Genomic DNA, 19,285 nt, shown 5'->3' with positions numbered 1-19,285 from the left:
GTCAGCGGGGCGGTGCGCCCCATCAGCCACGGGTGTGTGGCAGTATTACATCAACTTACGACGCCGTGTCACCTCTATATCCAGGTCTGTGATCTTCTTCCGCAGGGTATTGCGGTTAATTCCCAGCAAATCGGCACATTTCGCCTGATTTCCGCCGGTTGCATCCAGCGCAATCTCGATCAGCGGGGCCTCAACCTCGCGCAGAATCCGCTGATAGAGGCCCGAAGGCGGCAACATATTGCCGTGCAGGTCGAAATATCGCTTGAGGTGACGCGCGACGGAGGCCCCCAGCTTTTCTGTGTCGCCCGAACTGCGGATCGGGTCCAACTCGGGCTGGCTGCCGAGGACCTGTTCGACCTCAGCGGCCGAGATTTCGACCGCGCGGCTGGTCAGCCCAAGGCGGCGCACTGCGTTTTCCAACTGGCGGACGTTGCCGGGCCAGCTATAAGTGCGGAAAATCTCTGCCGCTCCTTCTGACAGCACGCGCCGGGCCTGCCCTGCCTTTTCGACCCGGCCCAGAAAATGTTCGCCAAGCAGCGGGATGTCATCGACCCGTTCGCGCAACGCAGGCACTTTGAGCGTCGCGCCAGACAGCCGATAATAGAGATCCTTGCGCACCATCCCCGCCTCCATCGCCGCGGTCAGATCGCTTTGCGACGTGGCCAGAAACCGCGGCACATATTCGCCGGGCGTGTCCATCATGCGCACGATACGGGCCTGCAATTCTTCGGGAATGTCGGCAATTTCATCGATCAGTAGGGTGCCGCCTTTGACGCGGGCCAACACGCGGGCAGGCCCTTCGAGGTCCTGCAGTTCTGCGGCGGTGATGGTGACGAACGGCAGGGTACGCCGGTCGGAGAAGTCGTGAATGGCCCGTGCGATCAAGGACTTACCTGTTCCGCTCTCACCCCAGATCAGCACCGGCAGATCGGTATTCATCACCCGCGCCACAACGCGGTACAGCGCCTGCATGACGGCGGTGCGCCCCACAAGCGGCAGCTCGTCCGGACGCTCGTCACTGTCCACCCGCATCGGGCTATGCGCCTTCATCTCGAGCGCTTTGGCGGTGCGTTTCATCAGATCGGGCAGGTCAAACGGCTTGGGCAGATAGTCATAGGCTTCGGCCTCGGCCGCCTGAATCGCCGTCATGATCGTATTCTGGGCCGAGATCACGATGACCGGCAGGCCGGGGCGGTCCTGATTGATCTTGGGCAACATCTCGAGCCCATTGCCATCCGGCATCATGACGTCGGAAATGACCACATCGCCTTTGCCTTCGCCCACCCATCGCATGAGCGTCGTCAGACTGGATGTGGCGTGGACCTTGCACCCTGCACGTGTAAGCGCCTGCGTCAGAACGGTTCGGATTGTGCGGTCGTCATCCGCGACCAGAACGGTGCCATCCATCGATTAATCCTCGTGTGAGTCAGATGCAGTATCTGCGGTTTCAGGTTTGGGCGTGCGCGGCAGGGACAGGCGGAATACGGTGTGTCCGGGCACGGATGTGACTGAAATCCAGCCCGCGTGGTCCGATATGATCTTGCTGACCAGCGCAAGGCCAAGGCCGGTACCGTTTTCCTTGCCCGATACGAAGGGGTCGAAGATGTCGGCGGCAATCGTGTCCGGCAGGCCGGGGCCATCGTCAATGATCTCGATCTGCAAGGGCAGCGAGGTGCCCGTCCCATCCGCGCGACGCAGCCGGAAAGAATGTTCGAAATAGCTATGCAGCCGGATGGTACCGCCATTGTCCCCGGCGGCCTCGGATGCGTTCTTGAGCAGGTTCAGGACCACCTGCAACAGCTGATCGGGGTCCCCATAGGCCAGCGGCAGCGAGGGGTCGTAATCCTCGATGATCGTCATTTGCGCTCCGAACCCAAGTAGCGCCGAGCGGCGCGCGCGGTCCAGAACATCGTGGATATTGACCGCTTTCAGATCGGGGGGCGAGAGGTTGCCAAACTGCTCCACCTGCTCCAGGAGCTTCACGATCCGTCGGCTTTCCTCGACAATAAGGTCCGTGAGTTCAAGGTCTTGCGGCTCAAGGCTCATGCTGAGGAGTTGCGCCGCACCGGTGATCCCCGCCAAAGGGTTCTTGATTTCATGCGCCAGCATCTCGGCCATGCCGATGGCGGATTTCGCGGCCGATTTCGCCGAATGGTTCTGCGTCATCCGTCCGGCCAGTTCCCGGGGCGAGATCATCATGACCATATGTTCAGGCGCGCCCACAAACGGTGCGATCTGCAAAGCGCATTGCAGCGGCGCGCGCTGCCCGTTACCCACATCCACATCGTTCACAAACAACGGCGTGCCGTTCTTGCGCGCACGCGCCAGACTGTCCTCAAGCGGGGCGTCCACTGCCAACTGATCCCAAACAGGCAGCCCCCGCATCGTCTTCGCCGACGAGTTGAAAAACCCTTCGGCGGCGGAGTTGATATCGACAATCTCGTCCTGCGGCCCGATCACGATGGCAGGCACAGGCAGCGACGCCCAAAGGTCCCCCGCCCCGGTCATGCCGCCGCCACGTCAGCGCCGGGCATGAGGGCGCGGGGCAGAACCTTGAGCGTTTCGGCAGGAGTCTTCGCCGTCAGGACGGCGCGGCGCAGGCCAGCAGGTGTGCCTGCTGTGTCCATGAACCAGCCCAGATGTTTACGCGCGACCCGCAGGCCCAGCACATCACCGTAAAAGCGCAGCATCTCGGCGTAGTGATCGAGGACCATGTCGACAAAATCAGTCCCTTCGGGAACCTCAGGCGCGGGCGTGCCATAAAGCGCATGGGAAATCTCGGCCAGAAGCCAGGGTCGCCCCTGCGCCCCGCGCCCGATCATCACGCCATCCGCGCCGGACAAACGCAGCGCCGCGCGGGCAGAGGCCATATCCACAATGTCCCCGTTTGCAATCACCGGGATCGACACCGCGTCCTTGACAGCCCGGATGGCGGCCCAATCCGCCTGCCCTTTGTAAAACTGGCAGCGCGTGCGCCCGTGGATCACGATCTGCTGGATGCCCGCCGCCTCGGCGCGCGCCGCGATCTCGGGCGCGTTCATCAGCGCGTCATCCCAGCCAAGCCGGGTTTTCAGCGTCACCGGAATGTCCACCGCGCGCACCACCGCTTCGATCAGCGTCAGCGCGTGGTCAGGGTCACGCATGAGGGCCGAACCGGAATAGCCTTGCGTCACCTTTTTCGCAGGACAGCCCATGTTGATGTCGATGACCTGCGCACCCTGCCCGGCCACCATCTTCGCGGCCTCCGCCATGGGTGCAGCCTCGCGGCCCGCAAGCTGCACGGCTGTGGCCGCTGCATCCAATCCCAGTTCCGCCTTTTCGCGGCTACCGGGGCGGGCATTCAGCATATCGTGGCTCGCCACCATTTCGGACACGACCATGCCCGCCCCGAACCGCGCCACGAGGCTGCGGAACGGCAAATCCGTGATCCCGGCCATCGGGGCCAGCATCACAGGTGCGGTCATGTTGAGTGGTCCGAAGGCCATGGATATGTGCCTAATCCTTGTGCGGTCTCTCTCAGCTACCCCAGCCTCAAGGTGTACTCAATCAAGGCAAAGGGTTTCGTGACGATGGTTTAGCACGGTTGCCTGTTTTTTGTGCATATTCCACGCATCGCGCAGGGCATGGACAGCCACAGGCCAAGCGCATAGAGATTTGGGCATGCTGCAAACGCCCGATATCGTCCCATGACCGCTGCCATCATCGTGGCGGCTGGCCGGGGCCTGCGCGCGGGCGGAGACGTGCCCAAACAGTGGCAAATGCTGAAGGGTGCGCCGGTGCTGGCACACACCTTGCAGGTGTTCGAGGCCCATCCACAGATCGACCAGATCGTGCTGGTCCTGCATCCCGATGATGTTCAGCGCGCGGCCCCCTACCTCAGCGACAAGGTGATCTACGTACACGGCGGAGCGACCCGTGCGGCGTCCGTCCAGAATGGCCTTGCTGCGTGTAGCGCGGATCATGTGCTGATCCACGATGTTGCCCGCCCTCTGGTCGCGCCCCAAACCATCAGCGCGGTCATTGCCGCCCTCTCCGGCACCCCCGGAGCTGCCCCCGCCCTGCCCGTCACCGATGCGCTGTGGACGGGGCAAGACGGCCACGTGACCGGCGCGCAGGATCGGGCGGGCCTTTACCGCGCCCAGACCCCGCAAGGGTTTCACACCGCCGCCATCAGAGCCGCTCATGCAGCCCATCACGGCGATGCGGCGGATGATGTGGAGGTGGCGCGCGCCTTTGGGCTTGATGTCGCCATCGTGCCGGGCGACGAAGACAACCTGAAAATCACCCACCCCGCCGACTTCGCGCGGGCCGAACGGATCATGCGAGGACGCGATGGACATTAGACTGGGCAATGGGTTTGACGTGCACGCCTTTGGCCCCGGCACCCATGTGACCCTTTGTGGCGTCAACGTGCCCCATGATGCAGGGCTTGTCGGTCACTCGGACGCGGATGTGGGGATGCACACGGTGACGGACGCGATCTATGGCGCTTTGGCGCAGGGTGACATCGGGCAGCATTTCCCGCCCTCTGATCCGCAGTGGAAAGGGGCCGAGAGCCATATTTTCCTGCGTCATGCGGTCGATCTGGCGTGTGAGATGGGATTCGAGATTTCCAATGTGGACTGCACTCTGATCTGCGAGTTTCCCAAGGTCGGGCCGCATGCGGAACGGATGCGTGAAGTGATGGCCGATATCATGGGACTGGATGTGGCGCGGGTGTCGGTCAAGGCGACCACCTCCGAACGGCTCGGGTTCACGGGACGCGGCGAGGGCATCGCCTGCATCGCGACCTGCGCACTGGTGCGGCCATGATCGCGCGGATGCTCGCCACGGTCGGTGGCGTTGGTTACCTCCGCCCGGCCCCCGGCACGTGGGGATCGGCTGTGGCGCTGCCAATGGCGTGGGTCTTGCACCAGATCGGAGGCTTTCCGCTGCTGGTCGCAGCGACAGCCCTCTATTTTGTCGCCGCGTGGTGGGCGACGGCGCACGTGACCGCCGGTACGACAGATCACGACCCCTCCGAGATCGTTGCAGACGAAGTGGTCGGCCAATGGACCGCGCTCGCCCCGCTGTCCTATGCCGCATGGGATCGCGGCCTCGATATTCTGGTCATGTGGCCTGGCTGGATCGCCGCCTTTGTCCTGTTTCGCCTGTTCGACATCTGGAAGCCGTGGCTGGTGGGTTGGGCTGACCGGCGGGGTGACGCGCTTGGGGTGATGCTGGATGACGTCATCGCAGGCGTTTTTGCGGCCATCGGCGTGCTCGCCCTCGCCGCCCTCGCCCATGGGGTGCTCATGCGATGAGCCTTGCGGCAGAAATCCTTGAGCGCGCCAAAGCCAAAGGCGTCATGATCGCCACCGCCGAAAGCTGCACCGGCGGCATGGTCGCAGCGGCCCTGACGGACATCCCCGGATCATCCGCCGTGGTCGAACGGGGCTTTGTCACCTACACGAATATCGCCAAGATCGAGATGCTGGGGGTCTCGCCCGCCACTCTCGAGGCGCATGGCGCGGTCAGCGAAGAGGTTGCGCGCGAAATGGCCGCCGGGGCCTTGGCGCACGCCCCCGTGCAACTGGCCGTCTCGATCACCGGCATCGCAGGTCCGGGCGGGTCCGAGTTCAAGCCCGAAGGCCGCGTCTGCTTCGCCGTCGCCGATGGGTCGGGAATGCAGTGCGAAACAGTCGAGTTCGGTGCCATGGGGCGCGCCAACGTCCGTAAGGCAGCCCGCGACCACGCCTTGACCATGTTGAAAAACCGCATGGACAACGGCTAGCGCCACCACTTCATCAAGCGCCCGCATATTAATCACCCACCATAAATTTTTGCCCTATTTTTGTGCAGTTTGCGTTTTGCCCGTTCTCGCGCCGCCTTCAGGGCCCATCGCCTCTTTTTTCCGCACGCGTCCTCCGCCATGGCCGCTGAAAACACATCTGTCGGAGGGGACAACATGAACGGAGCGGATACAGCGTGGATCATCGTGGCCACGGCCTTGGTGCTGATGATGACTTTGCCGGGGCTGGCGCTGTTTTACGGCGGGCTGGTGCGGGCGCGCAATGTGCTGAGCGTTTTCATGCACTGCTATGCGATTGCCTGTTTGATGAGCATCCTGTGGTTCGTTGTCGGGTATTCCATCGCCTTTGGCGGTGGGGACAGCGGCTATTGGGGTGGTCTTGATAAACTGCTGCTCAGCGGTGTGACGGCGGAGTCGCTCAGCGGCACCTTGCCCGAAATCCTGTTCTTCGCCTTTCAGATGACATTCGCGATCATCACGCCTGCGCTGATTGTCGGCGCCTATGTTGAGCGGATAGGCTTTGGCTTTGTGCTACTGTTCTCGGGGCTCTGGATGCTCTTGTGCTATGCGCCCGTCGTCCACTGGGTCTGGGGTGGTGGCATGCTGGCGGATGGCGGCATCTTTGGCGAGGTCGGCGTGCGCGACTTTGCGGGTGGCATCGTGGTGCACGAAACCGCAGGCATCGCAGCCCTTGTGCTGGCCGTGTTCCTTGGCGCGCGTCGGAACGCGACAACTCCGCCGCACAACCCCGGCATGGTGATGATGGGCGCAGCCCTGCTCTGGGTTGGCTGGTTCGGGTTCAACGGTGGCTCGCAACTGGCCGCAGACGGTGGTGCTGCGATGGCACTGACAGTCACACATATCTCGGCTGCCACCGCGTCGCTCACCTGGGCGCTGTGGGAAAAGGTCAAGTTCGGCAAGGCGAGCCTTGTAGGCATGGTCACGGGCACAATCGCGGGTCTCGCCTCGATCACGCCCGCCTCTGGCTTTGTTGGCCCGGTCGAGGCGCTGATCATCGGAGGCGTCGCGGGCGTCTTGTGTCAGGAGGCGGTGAACCTGATCCGCAACGCTTTGAAAATCGACGACACGCTGGATGTGTTTGCGGTCCACGGCGTCGGCGGCATCTTTGGCACAATCATGATTGCGGTCTTTGGCGCTGGCGCATGGGCCGCGCAGCTTGGATCGCTGGTGATTGTAGGTGTTTACACCCTTATCGTCACTGTCGTGCTGGTGTTCGTTGTGCGGATCATCACGCCGCTGCGCGTGGACGAGGAAACCGAGGTCAACGGCCTCGACCTGATCGTACATGGCGAGCGGGCCTACGACGTCAGCAGCTGAGCAAATCGCGGCAGGTCATTTGCCTCGATCATCTGCCACAGATCATCCGCCCGTGCGCCCACCAGCGCGCGGGCTTTTGCTTGTATACGTTGGCGGCGGGTCTCAAACGGCAAGGGGGCATCCAGATCGTGGACATAGACCTGTCCGTCGATGTCGATGCGCGCCTGCATTTCCGACAGGCTTTCGTCCCCCGCAACGCGCACTTTCTGCCGGAAGCTCACAAGATCGGGGGCTTGCGCGCAGGCGTCACTGAACGACGCGATATCGCCTGTATCAAGCCCGTACGCCGCCATTGCCAAGACATGCGCAAATGAAAACTTGGCCCCTAACCCTGTCTCCGGTGCGGGCTGGTTGCAGACCGACAGCCAGCGGGGATGGGTGTGGACTGTCACCGCCTTTGCGCCCGCCATCTCAACGCGGCGCACAGCCTCGAGCGCGGCATGCAGCCCGTGGCAGCAAGCGTGAAACTTGTGGCTGACGCCGCCCATGCGCCAGTTGAACGGAGCCGGGGCATTGGTGCCGTGATGCGTCTCGCCGAACCCGAGCGGACCTGCCAGCCCATCGGCCGCGGCAGTCATGCCGGCCGCCGCCCACTGCGCAGCCTCGACACCTGTGCGCGCGGCCAGCCCGGCGTTCAGCGGTTTGCCCATGGTACCGAACTGCGCCTTCAGCCCCGAGGCCATGCTGGCGCACAGGCCCAAGGCCTGACGCATCTCAGCACGCGTCAGCGCCAACAAGCGACCCGCCGCCACGGTTGCTCCAAAGGCCCCTGCCGTTGCGGTCTGGTGATACCCGACCTGATAGTGATCGCGCCCCAGCCAAAGGCCCGCCGCCACCGACGCCTCCGCCCCGACAAGGGCCGCATCAAGCATCTGGGACAACGTCGCGCCCTGCCCTTCGGCGACAGCCAGCGCTGTCGAACACATCACGACCGATGGGTGACCGATATGGGCAAAGTGGGTGTCGTCGTAGTCGAGCGCATGGGACAAAGTGCCGTTCACCAGCGCCGCCTCGGTTGCGCTCGCTTGCACACCATCAAAGCGCACGCATGGTCCGGATGTGCTCAGCGTGGCGCTCCACTGCGCAAACGCGCCCTCGGCATGGCCTGCAATCCCGCAAGCCGCCCAATCCAGCAGCGACAGCGCCGTGACATCGCGCACCTCGGATGGGGGCGTGGCCTGCGCATAGTCCAGCAGCAAATCGGTGATCTCACCGCCCGCGTGTTGCAAAACATCCTCCCCGCCGGGTCAGGCCAACCCCATGCCGGGCTCAGCTGTAAAGCGCGGCGGCCCGCCGCTCGAACGCACGCACAATGCGCTGCATCGCTTCGTTGAACACGACGCCGATGATGCCTTGCAGGATCGCATTCTTGAACTCGAAGTCCACGAAAAACGACACCTCACAGCCGCCCTCGGCCTCCGAAAACGCCCAGTTCGACTTCATATAGCGGAACGGGCCGTCCAGATATTCCGTGTCGATCTTGTGGGCCTCGGGATACAAAACCACCCGACTGGTGAAGCGTTCGCGAAACACCTTGAAGCTGATGACCAGATCGGCCTCCATCACCTCGTGATCGCCTTTTGGGGTCACCTTGCGCACCCGCGCCGCCGCACACCATGGGAGAAATTCGGGGTACGAGGCCACATCGGCGACCAGATCATACATCTGTTGCGCTGTGTAGGGCAGGAAGCGGGTTTCGGAATGGGTGGGCATTGGGTTAGACAGGGCCTTGCAGGAACGGTTGCGCATGGATGTGTCGCGAAAGGTCCGTAAAATCAAGGGGACGACCATGTCGCAGCGGCCATATGTCATAGACCAGATGATCTCGGCCAAGGCCATCGCGGCCAGGATCGAGGCGCTGTGCCGCGAAATTCAGACCGAGTTTGACGGCACCGACAAACTGGTCGTGGTGGGCCTGTTGCGCGGCAGTTTCGTGTTCATCGCAGACCTTGTGCGCGAGCTGGACCTGCCGATCGAGGTCGATTTCCTCGAAGCGTCTTCCTATGGCGACGGCATGGAAAGCAGCCGAGAGGTACGCATTCTCAAGGATTTACGCGGCGCAATTGAAGGGCGCGACGTACTGGTGGTCGAGGATATCGTGGACACCGGATATACGATGCACCACGTCATCCGCCTGCTCAAAGGGCGCAACCCCGCCAAGCTGCGCACCATTGCGCTGCTCGACAAGCCAAGCCGGCGCGAAGTCGACGTCAAAGCCAATTGGACGGGCTTCGAAATACCCGATGAATTTGTTGTGGGCTACGGGATCGACTTTGCCCAACGCAACCGGAACCTGCCCTATATCGGCAAGGTCCGGTTCACCGAAACGGCGTAACCCGTCCGACCACGCCGTTGCGAATGATGTCGTCGCGCGCATATTCGGTCGCCCGCCCTGCACTCACCGCCTCAATTGCGGCAATCGCGTCGCGTAAATGACAAATGGCTACGTCCGACTGCTTTGGATCCAAACGGCTGATGATGCCTTTCAATTTCTCAATAATCGTCGATTTATCGCTCATGTGGCCCCCCCATTGTGTTCAGTTCCCTTGCTTTCTATCGTCGGTTGAACACCCAGACCTGTCAAGCAAAACCGCCACACGCACAGGTTGTTGTCCTTTGCGTTTTTTCCCGCTTAATCCGTGACTTACGCAAACGTCACCATGTCATATGACACCTCAGACAGCCCTAGGATGCAGGCGGGCCATCACCATAAGAAGCCCGATTTTTACAGCACCCGGCAGTTGTGATTATGGCGCGCGCGGCTTTTGCGCTACCACTGTGGCACAGCCAAGAAAAAGGAGTTTCATACAATGCGTCTTTCCAGTCTCGCCATGACGACCCTCGGGGTGACAGCCGTGACCGTTGCCGCTTTTGCTGCCAGCCACGCCAATCCGGCGCTTGAAGGGGCGGTCAAAGCCCGCAACGCACAAATGGGCATGATTTCCTATCACACCGGGCTGCTTGGCAGCATGGCCAAGGGCGAAACGCCTTATGACGCCGCAACGGCCACGGCCGCCGCAGAAAACCTGGCGGCCGCCGCCTCCATGAACCGGGCCGTGTTGTGGATTGCAGGTACAGAACAGGGTGCCGTTGCCGGATCGCGCGCCAAGGCCGAAATCTGGAGCGACGCCGCAGGCTTCGAGGAAAAGGCCATTGGTCTGGAAACCGCAGCAGCGGCGATGGTGGAAGCCGCTGGCACGGACCTTGAGGCGCTGCGCGGTGCGATGAAAGGTGTGGGTGATGCCTGCGGGGCCTGCCACAAACCCTATCGCGGTCCACAGAACTAAACGCGCGTCATGAGATGGGTTCTGCGGGTGGGCGTCGTGCTGGCGGTTTTGGCTGCTGGCTTGGGCTGGGTTTTGACCCGGCCCGCATCCCTGCCCGACACGTTCGCAGCGGGCCACGTTCCCGACCCCGACAACGGCGCGCTGATCTTTCACGCTGGGGGATGTGCGTCTTGCCACACCGCCCCCGAGGCCGAAACCGACAGCGCGGCCCTGCCCATTCTTGCGGGCGGGCTGCCTTTTGTGACCGAATTCGGCACGTTCTATGCTCCCAATATCTCGCCCGACCTTGATCAAGGCATCGGCGAGTGGTCGGCGCAGGGTTTTGCTCGCGCGGTGACCTTGGGCGTCTCACCCCAGGGACAGCACTACTATCCCGCTTTTCCGTATGCGGCCTACCAACGCGCCACCCCCGGCGATGTCATTGACCTTTTTGCCTATATCCAGACGCTGCCGCCCAGTGAGGTTGAAAACCGCCCCCATGATGTCGGCTTTCCCTTCAACATCCGGCGCGGTCTGGGGCTGTGGAAGCGATTGTTTGTGGCCGAGGATTTCGTGGTGGCAACGGATAACCCTGTTGTGCAGCGCGGCCGTTATCTCGCCGAAGGGCTGGCCCATTGCGCCGAGTGCCACACATCGCGCAACGCCCTTGGCGGGCTTGATCGCACAGGCTGGATGGCCGGTGCCCCCAACCCTTCCGGCAAGGGCACCATCCCCAACATTACCCCGGCAGCACTAGAGTGGAGCGAGGCCGACCTGATCGCCTATTTCACATCCGGTTTCACGCCTGACTACGACAGCGCAGGCGGCGAAATGGCAGAGGTCGTCGAAAATCTGTCACAGCTGCCCGAAGCAGACCGCGCCGCCATCGCAGCCTATGTCAAAGCCCTGCCCGCAATCCCTTGACCTCTTCAGGCGAGGTTCAGCTTTTTCTGCCGCGCATCGCGCAACTGCGCAAAATCCTCCCCCGCATGATAGGACGAGCGGGTGAGCGGCGTGGCCGAGACCATCAGGAACCCCTTGCCATAGGCCGCCTTTTCATAGGCTGAAAATTCGTCGGGATGCACAAAGCGGTCGACGCGGTGGTGCTTGGGCGTGGGCTGCAAATACTGCCCAATGGTCAGGAAATCGATGTCGGCGGCGCGCATGTCTTCCATGACCTGCATGACCGATTGGCGGTCTTCGCCAAGGCCAACCATGATGCCCGATTTGGTGAACATGGACGGGTCCATCTCCTTGACCCGCTGCAGCAGCCGCAAAGAATGGAAATAGCGCGCACCCGGGCGCACCTCGGGGTAAAGGCCCGGCACGGTTTCGAGGTTGTGGTTGAACACGTCCGGGCGCGCTTCAACAACGACCTCCAACACACTCGGATCACAGCGAATAAAATCAGGGGTCAGGATTTCGATGGTCGTGCCCGGACTGCGGTGACGAATGGCGCGGATGGTCTGGGCAAAGTGGTCTGCCCCACCATCCTCGACATCGTCGCGGTCTACGGAGGTGATGACCACATGGTTCAAGCCCAGTTTCTCGACGGCGTGGGCCACGCGGCCCGGCTCGAACGCATCGAGATCCTCGGGCGGCTTGCCGGTGGCGATGTTGCAGAACGTGCAGGCGCGCGTGCAGACCTCGCCCATGATCATCATCGTGGCGTGCCCTTGCGACCAGCATTCGCCCACATTGGGGCATCCGGCCTCTTCGCAGACCGTCACGAGGTTGTTGTCGCGCATGATCTTGGCCGTTTCGGTATAGCCCGCGCCGCCGGGGGCCTTGACCCGGATCCAGTCAGGCTTCTTTGGCTGCGGATTGTCAGGACGGCGCGCCTTTTCAGGGTGGCGCTGTTCAGGGATTTTCAAATCGCGCATGGGCAAAGCCTCGGAATAGTTCAGCGTTAAACTGTTTCTAACATAAGGCGGGCGCAAAAGAATACCACGCGGCGCATGGCCGCTATGCGCCGCGCCCTTTCCACCACGCGCCCACGCTCCAACGATCGCGGTGGATCAACAGGATCAAGGCGATCATTGCGCCCAGCACAGCCAGATCAATGACCTGATTGCGGTGAATGGGAAATCCGCGATCATTGAGGGCGAAGGGATCAAAGAACCCCTCCCACCGGCGCAGAACGGTAAATAGATGCATCAGCGCCAAGGCCGGATAGCTGATCCAGCGCACGGCCCCAATGGCCACCAACACACAGATCAGGATTTGCACAGCCGCCACAGCATAAATGGTGGTAAATTCCAGATCGACACCATCAAAATGTCGGGCAAGCCCCTGATATTGCTTGGGCGTGATGATTTTGTGCGCCGCCCACAGAAAAATGAACCACGCCAAACCAAGGCGCAGGATCAACAGCGCCAGCCCCTCTCTATTCTGCTCCGACATCATACCTCCCGCCGCCACAGCCTCAGCCCCCTAATGCCGATCCAGCTTCATCTTGCCAAGTAAACTCCGGGGGAGGCCGCACGGCCGGGGGCAGAGCCGCCTTAAATATCGTGTCGCGCAGCACCAATCAGATCACGCCAGATAAAAAAAATGGCGCTGCGAGGGAGGGATCGCAGCGCCATTTCAATCAGGATCAAAAGAGGTCAGCCAATCATGCCGCCCCCTGGTCCCGTCGTCTCCGCATAATGCTGTTTCAGGCGCATCAGCGCGATGCGCAGCACGATCTTGCCGGACCGCGCCGACCAGCCGAGCCGTTTTTCCGCCGATTCCAGCCCTTCGAGGTAACAACAGCAGCGCAAAACCACATCCGACAGACCCGGCCCAAGATCCTTGAGCGCATGGCCCACACGACGCCGCGCGCCCTCAGGTCCGTTGCCCACCCCACTGTCCTGCGCAAATCCACCGCGCCCGCCGCCGGTCAGAAACCGGTCCCAGTTCTGGGCCACGCGCGGGCCCATCTGCGCCAGCTCGAAATCTTCGCGCAAACGCTCGCCCGCCGTCACCAGATCATCCGTCAGGAACGGTGCGCCCCCCTTGTCGCGGCGCCGCGCAAGGGCGGTCAGCGGAGATTCGGCCAGATTGTAGCGCACCTTGCGCGGCTGCCCTGTTTCGTTGTCGCGCACCGTGCGTTCACCCCACACGCGATGCTGATCCGCAAATTCGGCGGGCGTTTCGGCCATGCCCTGCATGTCATGCCCGACCTCACCCATCATGTCGGCCAAAGCGGCGCGGCCCGCGGGCGTGATCTTGTAGCGGGTGATGCGTCCGGCGGTATCGGCGACAATCCAGTCCTGCAAGGCCATGGCCTCGGCCACCTTGCGATCGACCACGGCCGTGCGGGTGCTTGCCCCCGTTGCGCCATCGCGCACGACAACGGCCTTTTCCATATCGACCGCAACGGCCAGCACCGCCCCGGTCTCGCACAGGCGGCGCAGGATACGTTGCGCATCCCGGTTCAGGGTCGGTGTATCGGGGCTTTGATCAAGTGCGACAGCATGCATATCAGAGCATTCCTTTTGTTGCGCAGGTGCAGTCGACGAACCTTTGCGGGTAACCCGTGATCCCAGCTTGCGCAGCACCGCATCGATCAGCGGATCATCGCGCCGGGTCTCGAACCGGCGGATCTGGCGCAGAACGGTAGAGGCGTGGCAGCCGGACTTGCGCGCCAGTTCGCGGATCGGCAAACCGGCCTCGGTATGCGCAAGGTAGTGCAAGGCGGCGTCGGGCACCCAAGGGGGCATCCCCGACAGCACAGGGTGTGGCCTGTCAGTCTGGTACATGATGTTGTGTCCGTCCTCTTCCTACCGGGTCCGAAGTCATTGCGCGACGCTTCGGTTTTCCACAGTTTATCCACACAACCTAAGGGTGCATTGGTTACTTGTTCGTTAACATTCGTCGATGTGCCCAGCATTGTTTCCAAAAGATAAACAGTTGATAAACGAACGAACGGGCACTCAGCGCTGTACGCAACACCCGCTCAGGTTGTGTCAAGGTGACAGGGTCATCGCCGGTGGGGATCGGTATGACACAGACCTGAAGGAGCACCGGAAATGCAAGATATCCTATCCATGTTGAACGCCCTGCACCGTCCACGCCTGTTGATGCGCGCTGCCCGTATCGGAGCCGAAGATTACCGTCGCACGGCCCATCTGCCCCGTCTGTTGGGATATGGCAGCCTGCCGCGCCACGGGGCCGCCCTGATGCGTCTGATGGAGATCGAAGGTGATCTCAACACGATGCGCATAGGCGATGATTCGTCCTACAGCCTGTTACGCCATATCGACATTCTGATCGCCATTGTGGGCGAAGCGCGCATCCTGCGCGCCGCTCAGGCCGATCCGGTGGCGTCCTGATCGACCCGGCAGGCCCGACTACATAAAGCTGTCGGGCTCTGCGGCCTTTTTCTCGGCGACATAAGTATCCAGCGCCTCGCGGATTGCCGGATCAAGCGCGGGTTGCTGGTAGTCGCCCAGCATCTTCTGAACCCGCAGGGAGGCCAGTTGCGCCGTATCGCGTGCGCCTTCGTCTTCCCATGTCTCAAACGGTTTGTAGTCCAGCAGATCGGACTTCCAGAACGCCGATTTAAAGTTTTCCTGCGTGTGCGCGCAGCCCAGATAGTGCCCGCCGGGGCCAACTTCTCGAATCGCGTCCATGGCCTGCGCATTGGCATCCATCGAAACGCCCGCTGCCAGATGGTGCAGCGCGCCAAGCTGATCCGCATCCATCACGAATTTCTCGTAGGAACTGACCAGCCCGCCCTCAAGCCACCCGCAGGAGTGCAGCATGAAGTTCACACCCGCCAGCAGTCCCATGTTCAGCGAATTGGACGTCTCGTAAGCCGCCTGCGCGTCGGGCAGCTTTGAGCCGCAGAATGACCCCGCCGAGCGGTATGGCAGCCCCATGCGCCGCGCCAACTGTCCTGCCCCGTATGTGATATGGGCCGCTTCTGGCGTGCCGAATGTGGGTGCCCCGGAATTCATGTCGATCGAGGTCACGAAGGCCCCCATCACAACAGGCGCGCCCGCGCGACACAACTGCGAATAGGCAATGCCGGCCAGCACCTCGGCAAACACTTGCGTCAACGTACCCGCAACAGACACAGGGGCCATGGCTCCGCCGACGATAAAGGGCGAAATGATGCAGGCCTGATTGGCTTGGGCATAGACCTCAAGCGCACCCATCATCACATCATCAAAGGTCATGGGCGAGTTGATATTGATCAGAGACGTCATGACCGTGTTGTCGGCAACAAAGTCCTTACCGAACAGAATTTCCGCCATCTCGACCGAATCGCGTGCCCGGCTTGGTTCAGTCACCGACCCCATGAACGGCTTGTCCGACAGCGTCATGTGGGCGTGCAGCATGTCGAGGTGGCGTTTGTTAACGGCGATATCCGTGGGTTCGCACACTGTGCCGCCCGAATGGTGCAGCCACTTGGACATGTAGCCCAGCTTCACGAAGTTGCGGAAATCCTCCATCGTGGCATAGCGGCGCCCTCCGGTGGCATCGCGCACAAACGGCGGGCCATAGACCGGGGCCAGCACAAGGTTCTTGCCCCCCACCACAACCGAGCGCTCGGGGTTGCGCGCATGTTGGGTATAAGAGGCAGGGGCTGTCGCGCAGAGTTTGCGCGCAAGGCCCTTGGGAATACGCACCCGGTCGCCGTCAATATCAGCCCCCGCATCGGCCCAGCGCCTCAGGGCTGCGGGATTGTCGGGAAAGTTCACGCCAACCTCTTCGAGGATCGTCTCGGCGTTGGTTTCGATGATGTCGAGCGCCTCTTCGGTCAGCACTTCGAAGTTGGGGATGTTGCGCTCAATGTATTTGGCCGTCTCAAAGGACACCGCCGTGCGCTCTGCCCGGCGGGCAGCACCACCGCCCCCGCGCCCTCGTCTGCGTGTTGCCTCCTCGGTCATCGCTGATCCCCTTCAACCCAACTGGTGGACTGCTGATTACCCTATCGGGATGTTTGCCGCGCGCGGATAGCGCCGCAACCGGGAAAAAAGCGACACTTCCCCTGCCAGCCCCCCAAAAAAATCGGTGGGCGCACGCGGGCTGCCTTTCGGCTGACCTTGCCACCAGCGGGGTGCCCGCCTATTGCACAGTCATGACAGAACAGACCCATGACCGCCTCCTCATCATTGATTTCGGCAGCCAGGTGACGCAGTTGATCGCGCGCCGCCTGCGCGAGTTGAATGTCTATTGCGAAATTCACCCCTATCAGAACGTCACCGAAGCGTTCCTGCGCGAGATGGCGCCGCGTGCGGTGATTCTGTCGGGGGGACCTGACAGCGTCACCCGCGAGGGCAGCCCACGCGCGCCTGACGCCCTGTTCACCATGGGCGTGCCCGTCCTTGGCATCTGTTATGGGCAACAGGTGATGATGCAGCAGCTTGGCGGCGCGGTCACGGGCGGCAAAATCTCGGGCGGCGGCGGCACGGCAGAGTTCGGGCGCGCCTTTGTGACACCGGCAAGCCCGCTTGATCTGGTTGAGGGCTGGTTTGCCGACGGGCGCGAGCAGGTCTGGATGAGCCATGGCGACCATGTCAGCCAGCTTGCCCCGGGTTTCGAGGTCTACGGCACCTCGCCTAACGCGCCTTACGCCATCACCGCCGATACGAGCCGCCACTTCTATGCGGTGCAGTTCCACCCCGAGGTCCACCACACCCCCAAGGGCGCGAAACTCTACGAGAATTTCGTGAAATTGGCCGGGTTCACCGGCGACTGGACGATGGGTGCCTACCGCGAACAAGCCATTCAGGCGATCCGCGATCAGGTGGGCGACAAACAGGTCATCTGTGGCCTCTCGGGCGGTGTCGATTCGTCGGTGGCCGCGGTGCTGATCCACGAGGCCATCGGCGACCAGCTCACTTGCGTCTTCGTCGATCATGGCCTCTTGCGCAAGAACGAGGCGGACGAGGTCGTCGCCATGTTCCGCGACAATTACAACATCCCGCTGATTCATGCGGACGAGGCAGACCTATTCCTTGGTGAACTAGAAGGGCAATCCGATCCTGAAACCAAGCGCAAGATCATTGGCCGCCTTTTCATCGACGTGTTCCAGAAATACGCCGATCAGGTCGAGGGGGCCGAATTTCTGGCCCAAGGCACGCTTTATCCGGACGTTATCGAATCGGTCTCGTTCAGCGGTGGCCCCTCGGTCACGATCAAATCCCACCACAATGTGGGCGGCCTGCCGGAAAAGATGGGTCTGAAACTCGTTGAACCCCTGCGCGAGCTGTTCAAGGACGAGGTGCGCGCCTTGGGGCGCGAGTTGGGCCTGCCCGCCAGCTTTATCGGGCGTCACCCCTTTCCGGGTCCGGGCCTAGCGATCCGCTGCCCTGGTGAGATCACGCGGCCCAAACTGGATATCCTGCGCGAAGCGGATGCGGTCTATATCGATCAGATCCGCAAACACGGGCTCTATGACGAGATCTGGCAGGCCTTTGTAGCCATCCTGCCTGTGCGCACCGTGGGTGTCATGGGCGACGGGCGGACCTATGATTATGCCTGCGCGTTGCGGGCCGTGACCTCGGTGGACGGGATGACGGCAGACTACTACCCCTTCACCCACGACTTTCTTGGCGAAACGGCCACGCGGATCATCAATGAGGTGCCGGGGATCAACCGGGTGACCTATGACATCACATCGAAACCTCCGGGCACGATTGAATGGGAGTGACCCTGACCGGCACCTTGCGCTGCGCCACCGCAGGCGAGGCAGCACGGGTGCGCGCCGCCTTGCCAGAGCATATCGGGCTGACGCGGGCCGAGGCGGGGTGTGTGTCCTTTGAGGTCACTCCAACCGACGACCCGCTGATCTGGGACGTGGCCGAAGAATTCACCACGCCCGACGCCTTCACCGCCCACAACACCCGCGCCGCCGCCTCGGATTGGGCGATCCAGACCAAAGGCATCACGCGCGACTACAAGATCACGGGCATGCCATGAACCCCGTGCTCAAGGCCGCGCTGTGGATGTCGGGATCGATTGCATCCTTTTCGACCATGGCCGTGGCCGGACGCGAGGTGGCACACCAACTCGATACGTTTGAGATCATGATGTATCGCAGCGTAGTCGGGGTGGTGATCGTCTGCGCATTGCTCAGCATGACAGGCCACTGGCGCAGCATTCAGACACAGCGGATCGGCACACACCTGCTGCGCAATGCGGCACATTTCACCGGCCAGAACCTGTGGTTCTACGCAGTAACGGTCATACCGCTGGCCCAGGTGTTCGCCCTTGAATTCACATCTCCGATCTGGGTGATCGTTCTAAGCCCGCTCATCCTGGGCGAAAAGCTCACCCCTGTGCGCGCCCTTGCGGCTGTGCTTGGGTTCATCGGCATCCTGATCGTGGCGCGCCCCGATATGGCGGGCATCAATGCAGGTTTGATCACCGCCGCCTCCTCCGCGATCTTTTTTGCGCTGACGATCATGCTGACCAAAAAGCTGACACGCAATGAGGGGATCGGGTCGATCCTGTTCTGGCTGACGTCCATGCAGCTGGTCATGGGGCTGGTCATGGCAGGCTATGACGGAGATATCACCCTGCCCGATGCCAATACGGGGCCGTGGGTGTTTCTGATCGGGTGCGCAGGGCTGCTGGCGCATTACTGTCTGACCAATGCGCTGTCGATTGCGCCTGCGACGGTGGTAGTGCCGATCGACTTTATCCGACTGCCCACCATCGCTGTGATCGGGATGCTTGTTTACGGCGAAGTCGTTGATATCTGGGTTTTTGTCGGGGCGCTGATCATCTTCGGGGGCAATTACCTCAACATCTGGGTCGAAACGCGCCCAAAAGATGGGCTGTGACCCGAAAGTCACAAAAATATGACGCTTCGTCACGACGATCCGCTCTGCCCTAGGGTCAATATTGACCGATAGGGGTTGAAAAAGGCTTATTCCCTCCCAAGGCGCATCAT

General features: G+C 61.9%; 22 protein-coding genes. 12 read left to right on the top strand and 10 right to left on the bottom strand.

From position 1 onward, the window contains the following. Nucleotides 1-45 precede the first annotated feature (45 nt). Genes Q0908_RS01555 through dusB form a run of 3 tightly spaced genes read right to left on the bottom strand, consistent with a single transcriptional unit; the run spans nt 46 to nt 3,485 of the window. Nucleotides 46-1,407 carry a response regulator gene (locus tag Q0908_RS01555; RefSeq protein WP_299280680.1) on the bottom strand — a complete coding sequence of 454 codons (1,362 nt, stop codon included), beginning with the start codon at nt 1,405-1,407 and terminating at the stop codon, nt 46-48. Nucleotides 1,408-1,410: 3 nt separating this feature from the next. Next, nucleotides 1,411-2,508, bottom strand: coding sequence for an ATP-binding protein (locus Q0908_RS01550; RefSeq protein WP_299280679.1), 1,098 nt, complete (start codon nt 2,506-2,508; stop codon nt 1,411-1,413). Then, nucleotides 2,505-3,485 carry a tRNA dihydrouridine synthase DusB gene (gene dusB / locus Q0908_RS01545; protein WP_299280678.1) on the bottom strand — a complete coding sequence of 327 codons (981 nt, stop codon included), beginning with the start codon at nt 3,483-3,485 and terminating at the stop codon, nt 2,505-2,507. Before dusB ends, Q0908_RS01550 begins: the two co-directional genes overlap by 4 nt. A gap of 201 nt (nt 3,486-3,686) precedes the next feature. On the opposite strand from dusB, the gene ispD reads away from it, so the two are divergent. From ispD to Q0908_RS01520, 5 genes are all read left to right on the top strand, one after another. Then, entirely contained in the window at nt 3,687-4,343 is a 657-nt protein-coding gene (gene ispD, locus Q0908_RS01540) for a 2-C-methyl-D-erythritol 4-phosphate cytidylyltransferase (protein ID WP_299280677.1), read from the top strand. Next, complete coding sequence (gene ispF, locus Q0908_RS01535; protein WP_299280676.1) at nt 4,333-4,812, top strand: 2-C-methyl-D-erythritol 2,4-cyclodiphosphate synthase; 480 nt, start codon at nt 4,333-4,335, stop codon at nt 4,810-4,812. Before ispD ends, ispF begins: the two co-directional genes overlap by 11 nt. Further along, on the top strand, nt 4,809-5,303 hold the full coding sequence (locus tag Q0908_RS01530) for a phosphatidylglycerophosphatase A (RefSeq protein WP_299280675.1): 495 nt from the start codon (nt 4,809-4,811) through the stop codon (nt 5,301-5,303). The genes ispF and Q0908_RS01530 overlap by 4 nt, the downstream gene beginning before the upstream one ends. Continuing rightward, complete coding sequence (locus Q0908_RS01525) at nt 5,300-5,773, top strand: CinA family protein (protein ID WP_299280674.1); 474 nt, start codon at nt 5,300-5,302, stop codon at nt 5,771-5,773. The genes Q0908_RS01530 and Q0908_RS01525 overlap by 4 nt, the downstream gene beginning before the upstream one ends. 174 nt (nt 5,774-5,947) lie before the next feature. Continuing rightward, nucleotides 5,948-7,129, top strand: coding sequence for an ammonium transporter (locus tag Q0908_RS01520; RefSeq protein ID WP_299280673.1), 1,182 nt, complete (start codon nt 5,948-5,950; stop codon nt 7,127-7,129). Here the strand turns inward: Q0908_RS01520 and Q0908_RS01515 are convergent. Both Q0908_RS01515 and Q0908_RS01510 read right to left on the bottom strand, forming a co-directional pair. Continuing rightward, the gene (locus Q0908_RS01515) at nt 7,111-8,358 is read right to left on the bottom strand and encodes an MmgE/PrpD family protein (RefSeq protein WP_299280672.1); all 1,248 of its coding nucleotides are present in this window, start codon (nt 8,356-8,358) and stop codon (nt 7,111-7,113) included. The two genes, Q0908_RS01520 and Q0908_RS01515, sit on opposite strands and share 19 nt — an antisense overlap. A gap of 40 nt (nt 8,359-8,398) precedes the next feature. Further along, the gene (locus tag Q0908_RS01510) at nt 8,399-8,842 is read right to left on the bottom strand and encodes a type II toxin-antitoxin system RatA family toxin (protein ID WP_299280876.1); all 444 of its coding nucleotides are present in this window, start codon (nt 8,840-8,842) and stop codon (nt 8,399-8,401) included. A gap of 76 nt (nt 8,843-8,918) precedes the next feature. On the opposite strand from Q0908_RS01510, the gene hpt reads away from it, so the two are divergent. Continuing rightward, nucleotides 8,919-9,464: a hypoxanthine phosphoribosyltransferase gene (gene hpt / locus Q0908_RS01505; protein WP_299280671.1), complete on the top strand. Its 546-nt coding sequence runs from the start codon at nt 8,919-8,921 to the stop codon at nt 9,462-9,464. On the opposite strand, the gene Q0908_RS01500 is transcribed toward hpt, so the two are convergent. After that, on the bottom strand, nt 9,448-9,648 hold the full coding sequence (locus Q0908_RS01500; protein ID WP_299280670.1) for a hypothetical protein: 201 nt from the start codon (nt 9,646-9,648) through the stop codon (nt 9,448-9,450). The two genes, hpt and Q0908_RS01500, sit on opposite strands and share 17 nt — an antisense overlap. Before the next feature lie 291 nt (nt 9,649-9,939). On the opposite strand from Q0908_RS01500, the gene Q0908_RS01495 reads away from it, so the two are divergent. Both Q0908_RS01495 and Q0908_RS01490 read left to right on the top strand, forming a co-directional pair. Continuing rightward, nucleotides 9,940-10,416 (top strand): cytochrome c, encoded by a 477-nt coding sequence (locus tag Q0908_RS01495; RefSeq protein WP_299280669.1) that lies wholly within the window; start codon nt 9,940-9,942, stop codon nt 10,414-10,416. Nucleotides 10,417-10,425: 9 nt separating this feature from the next. Next, nucleotides 10,426-11,319 carry a cytochrome c gene (locus Q0908_RS01490; protein WP_299280668.1) on the top strand — a complete coding sequence of 298 codons (894 nt, stop codon included), beginning with the start codon at nt 10,426-10,428 and terminating at the stop codon, nt 11,317-11,319. Between the two features lie 5 nt (nt 11,320-11,324). On the opposite strand, the gene lipA is transcribed toward Q0908_RS01490, so the two are convergent. The 3 genes from lipA to Q0908_RS01475 form a co-directional block, all read right to left on the bottom strand. Then, nucleotides 11,325-12,278: a lipoyl synthase gene (gene lipA / locus Q0908_RS01485; RefSeq protein WP_299280667.1), complete on the bottom strand. Its 954-nt coding sequence runs from the start codon at nt 12,276-12,278 to the stop codon at nt 11,325-11,327. Between the two features lie 82 nt (nt 12,279-12,360). After that, on the bottom strand, nt 12,361-12,798 hold the full coding sequence (locus Q0908_RS01480) for a hypothetical protein (RefSeq protein ID WP_299280666.1): 438 nt from the start codon (nt 12,796-12,798) through the stop codon (nt 12,361-12,363). A 203-nt stretch (nt 12,799-13,001) separates the two neighbouring features. Continuing rightward, the gene (locus tag Q0908_RS01475) at nt 13,002-14,138 is read right to left on the bottom strand and encodes a DUF6456 domain-containing protein (RefSeq protein ID WP_299280665.1); all 1,137 of its coding nucleotides are present in this window, start codon (nt 14,136-14,138) and stop codon (nt 13,002-13,004) included. Nucleotides 14,139-14,408: 270 nt separating this feature from the next. Here Q0908_RS01475 and Q0908_RS01470 point away from each other — a divergent pair, with 270 nt between their 5' ends. Continuing rightward, on the top strand, nt 14,409-14,711 hold the full coding sequence (locus tag Q0908_RS01470) for a DUF6477 family protein (RefSeq protein WP_299148251.1): 303 nt from the start codon (nt 14,409-14,411) through the stop codon (nt 14,709-14,711). A gap of 18 nt (nt 14,712-14,729) precedes the next feature. Here the strand turns inward: Q0908_RS01470 and Q0908_RS01465 are convergent, their stop codons facing one another. Next, nucleotides 14,730-16,274 carry a trimethylamine methyltransferase family protein gene (locus Q0908_RS01465; RefSeq protein ID WP_299280664.1) on the bottom strand — a complete coding sequence of 515 codons (1,545 nt, stop codon included), beginning with the start codon at nt 16,272-16,274 and terminating at the stop codon, nt 14,730-14,732. Nucleotides 16,275-16,465: 191 nt separating this feature from the next. On the opposite strand from Q0908_RS01465, the gene guaA reads away from it, so the two are divergent. Genes guaA through Q0908_RS01450 form a run of 3 tightly spaced genes read left to right on the top strand, consistent with a single transcriptional unit; the run spans nt 16,466 to nt 19,175 of the window. Continuing rightward, complete coding sequence (gene guaA / locus Q0908_RS01460) at nt 16,466-18,040, top strand: glutamine-hydrolyzing GMP synthase (RefSeq protein ID WP_299280663.1); 1,575 nt, start codon at nt 16,466-16,468, stop codon at nt 18,038-18,040. Next, a complete protein-coding gene (locus Q0908_RS01455) occupies nt 18,031-18,309 on the top strand; it encodes an antibiotic biosynthesis monooxygenase (RefSeq protein WP_299280662.1) in 279 nt (92 codons plus the stop codon). Before guaA ends, Q0908_RS01455 begins: the two co-directional genes overlap by 10 nt. Further along, the gene (locus Q0908_RS01450) at nt 18,306-19,175 is read left to right on the top strand and encodes a DMT family transporter (RefSeq protein WP_299280661.1); all 870 of its coding nucleotides are present in this window, start codon (nt 18,306-18,308) and stop codon (nt 19,173-19,175) included. Before Q0908_RS01455 ends, Q0908_RS01450 begins: the two co-directional genes overlap by 4 nt. Nucleotides 19,176-19,285 lie beyond the last annotated feature (110 nt).

It is taken from the genome of uncultured Tateyamaria sp. (assembly GCF_947494755.1).
Lineage (GTDB): Bacteria > Pseudomonadota > Alphaproteobacteria > Rhodobacterales > Rhodobacteraceae > Tateyamaria.
The sequence above is the reverse complement of the archived record's forward strand: the minus strand, read 5'-3'. Positions and strand labels throughout refer to the sequence as shown.

Bases quoted from the DNA above. Each gene is read 5' to 3' on its own strand.
- ispF (WP_299280676.1), top strand. From the start codon at position 4,333: ATGGACATTAGACTGGGCAATGGGTTTGACGTGCACGCCTTTGGCCCC.
- Q0908_RS01495 (WP_299280669.1), top strand. From the start codon at position 9,940: ATGCGTCTTTCCAGTCTCGCCATGACGACCCTCGGGGTGACAGCCGTG.
- hpt (WP_299280671.1), top strand. From the start codon at position 8,919: ATGTCGCAGCGGCCATATGTCATAGACCAGATGATCTCGGCCAAGGCC.
- Q0908_RS01500 (WP_299280670.1), bottom strand. From the start codon at position 9,648: ATGAGCGATAAATCGACGATTATTGAGAAATTGAAAGGCATCATCAGC.
- Q0908_RS01475 (WP_299280665.1), bottom strand. From the start codon at position 14,138: ATGTACCAGACTGACAGGCCACACCCTGTGCTGTCGGGGATGCCCCCT.
- Q0908_RS01455 (WP_299280662.1), top strand. From the start codon at position 18,031: ATGGGAGTGACCCTGACCGGCACCTTGCGCTGCGCCACCGCAGGCGAG.
- Q0908_RS01510 (WP_299280876.1), bottom strand. From the start codon at position 8,842: ATGCCCACCCATTCCGAAACCCGCTTCCTGCCCTACACAGCGCAACAG.
- Q0908_RS01555 (WP_299280680.1), bottom strand. From the start codon at position 1,407: ATGGATGGCACCGTTCTGGTCGCGGATGACGACCGCACAATCCGAACC.
- Q0908_RS01530 (WP_299280675.1), top strand. From the start codon at position 4,809: ATGATCGCGCGGATGCTCGCCACGGTCGGTGGCGTTGGTTACCTCCGC.
- Q0908_RS01465 (WP_299280664.1), bottom strand. From the start codon at position 16,274: ATGACCGAGGAGGCAACACGCAGACGAGGGCGCGGGGGCGGTGGTGCT.
- ispD (WP_299280677.1), top strand. From the start codon at position 3,687: ATGACCGCTGCCATCATCGTGGCGGCTGGCCGGGGCCTGCGCGCGGGC.
- guaA (WP_299280663.1), top strand. From the start codon at position 16,466: ATGACAGAACAGACCCATGACCGCCTCCTCATCATTGATTTCGGCAGC.
- Q0908_RS01550 (WP_299280679.1), bottom strand. From the start codon at position 2,508: ATGACCGGGGCGGGGGACCTTTGGGCGTCGCTGCCTGTGCCTGCCATC.
- Q0908_RS01470 (WP_299148251.1), top strand. From the start codon at position 14,409: ATGCAAGATATCCTATCCATGTTGAACGCCCTGCACCGTCCACGCCTG.
- lipA (WP_299280667.1), bottom strand. From the start codon at position 12,278: ATGCGCGATTTGAAAATCCCTGAACAGCGCCACCCTGAAAAGGCGCGC.
- Q0908_RS01525 (WP_299280674.1), top strand. From the start codon at position 5,300: ATGAGCCTTGCGGCAGAAATCCTTGAGCGCGCCAAAGCCAAAGGCGTC.
- Q0908_RS01450 (WP_299280661.1), top strand. From the start codon at position 18,306: ATGAACCCCGTGCTCAAGGCCGCGCTGTGGATGTCGGGATCGATTGCA.
- Q0908_RS01520 (WP_299280673.1), top strand. From the start codon at position 5,948: ATGAACGGAGCGGATACAGCGTGGATCATCGTGGCCACGGCCTTGGTG.
- Q0908_RS01490 (WP_299280668.1), top strand. From the start codon at position 10,426: ATGAGATGGGTTCTGCGGGTGGGCGTCGTGCTGGCGGTTTTGGCTGCT.
- Q0908_RS01480 (WP_299280666.1), bottom strand. From the start codon at position 12,798: ATGTCGGAGCAGAATAGAGAGGGGCTGGCGCTGTTGATCCTGCGCCTT.
- dusB (WP_299280678.1), bottom strand. From the start codon at position 3,485: ATGGCCTTCGGACCACTCAACATGACCGCACCTGTGATGCTGGCCCCG.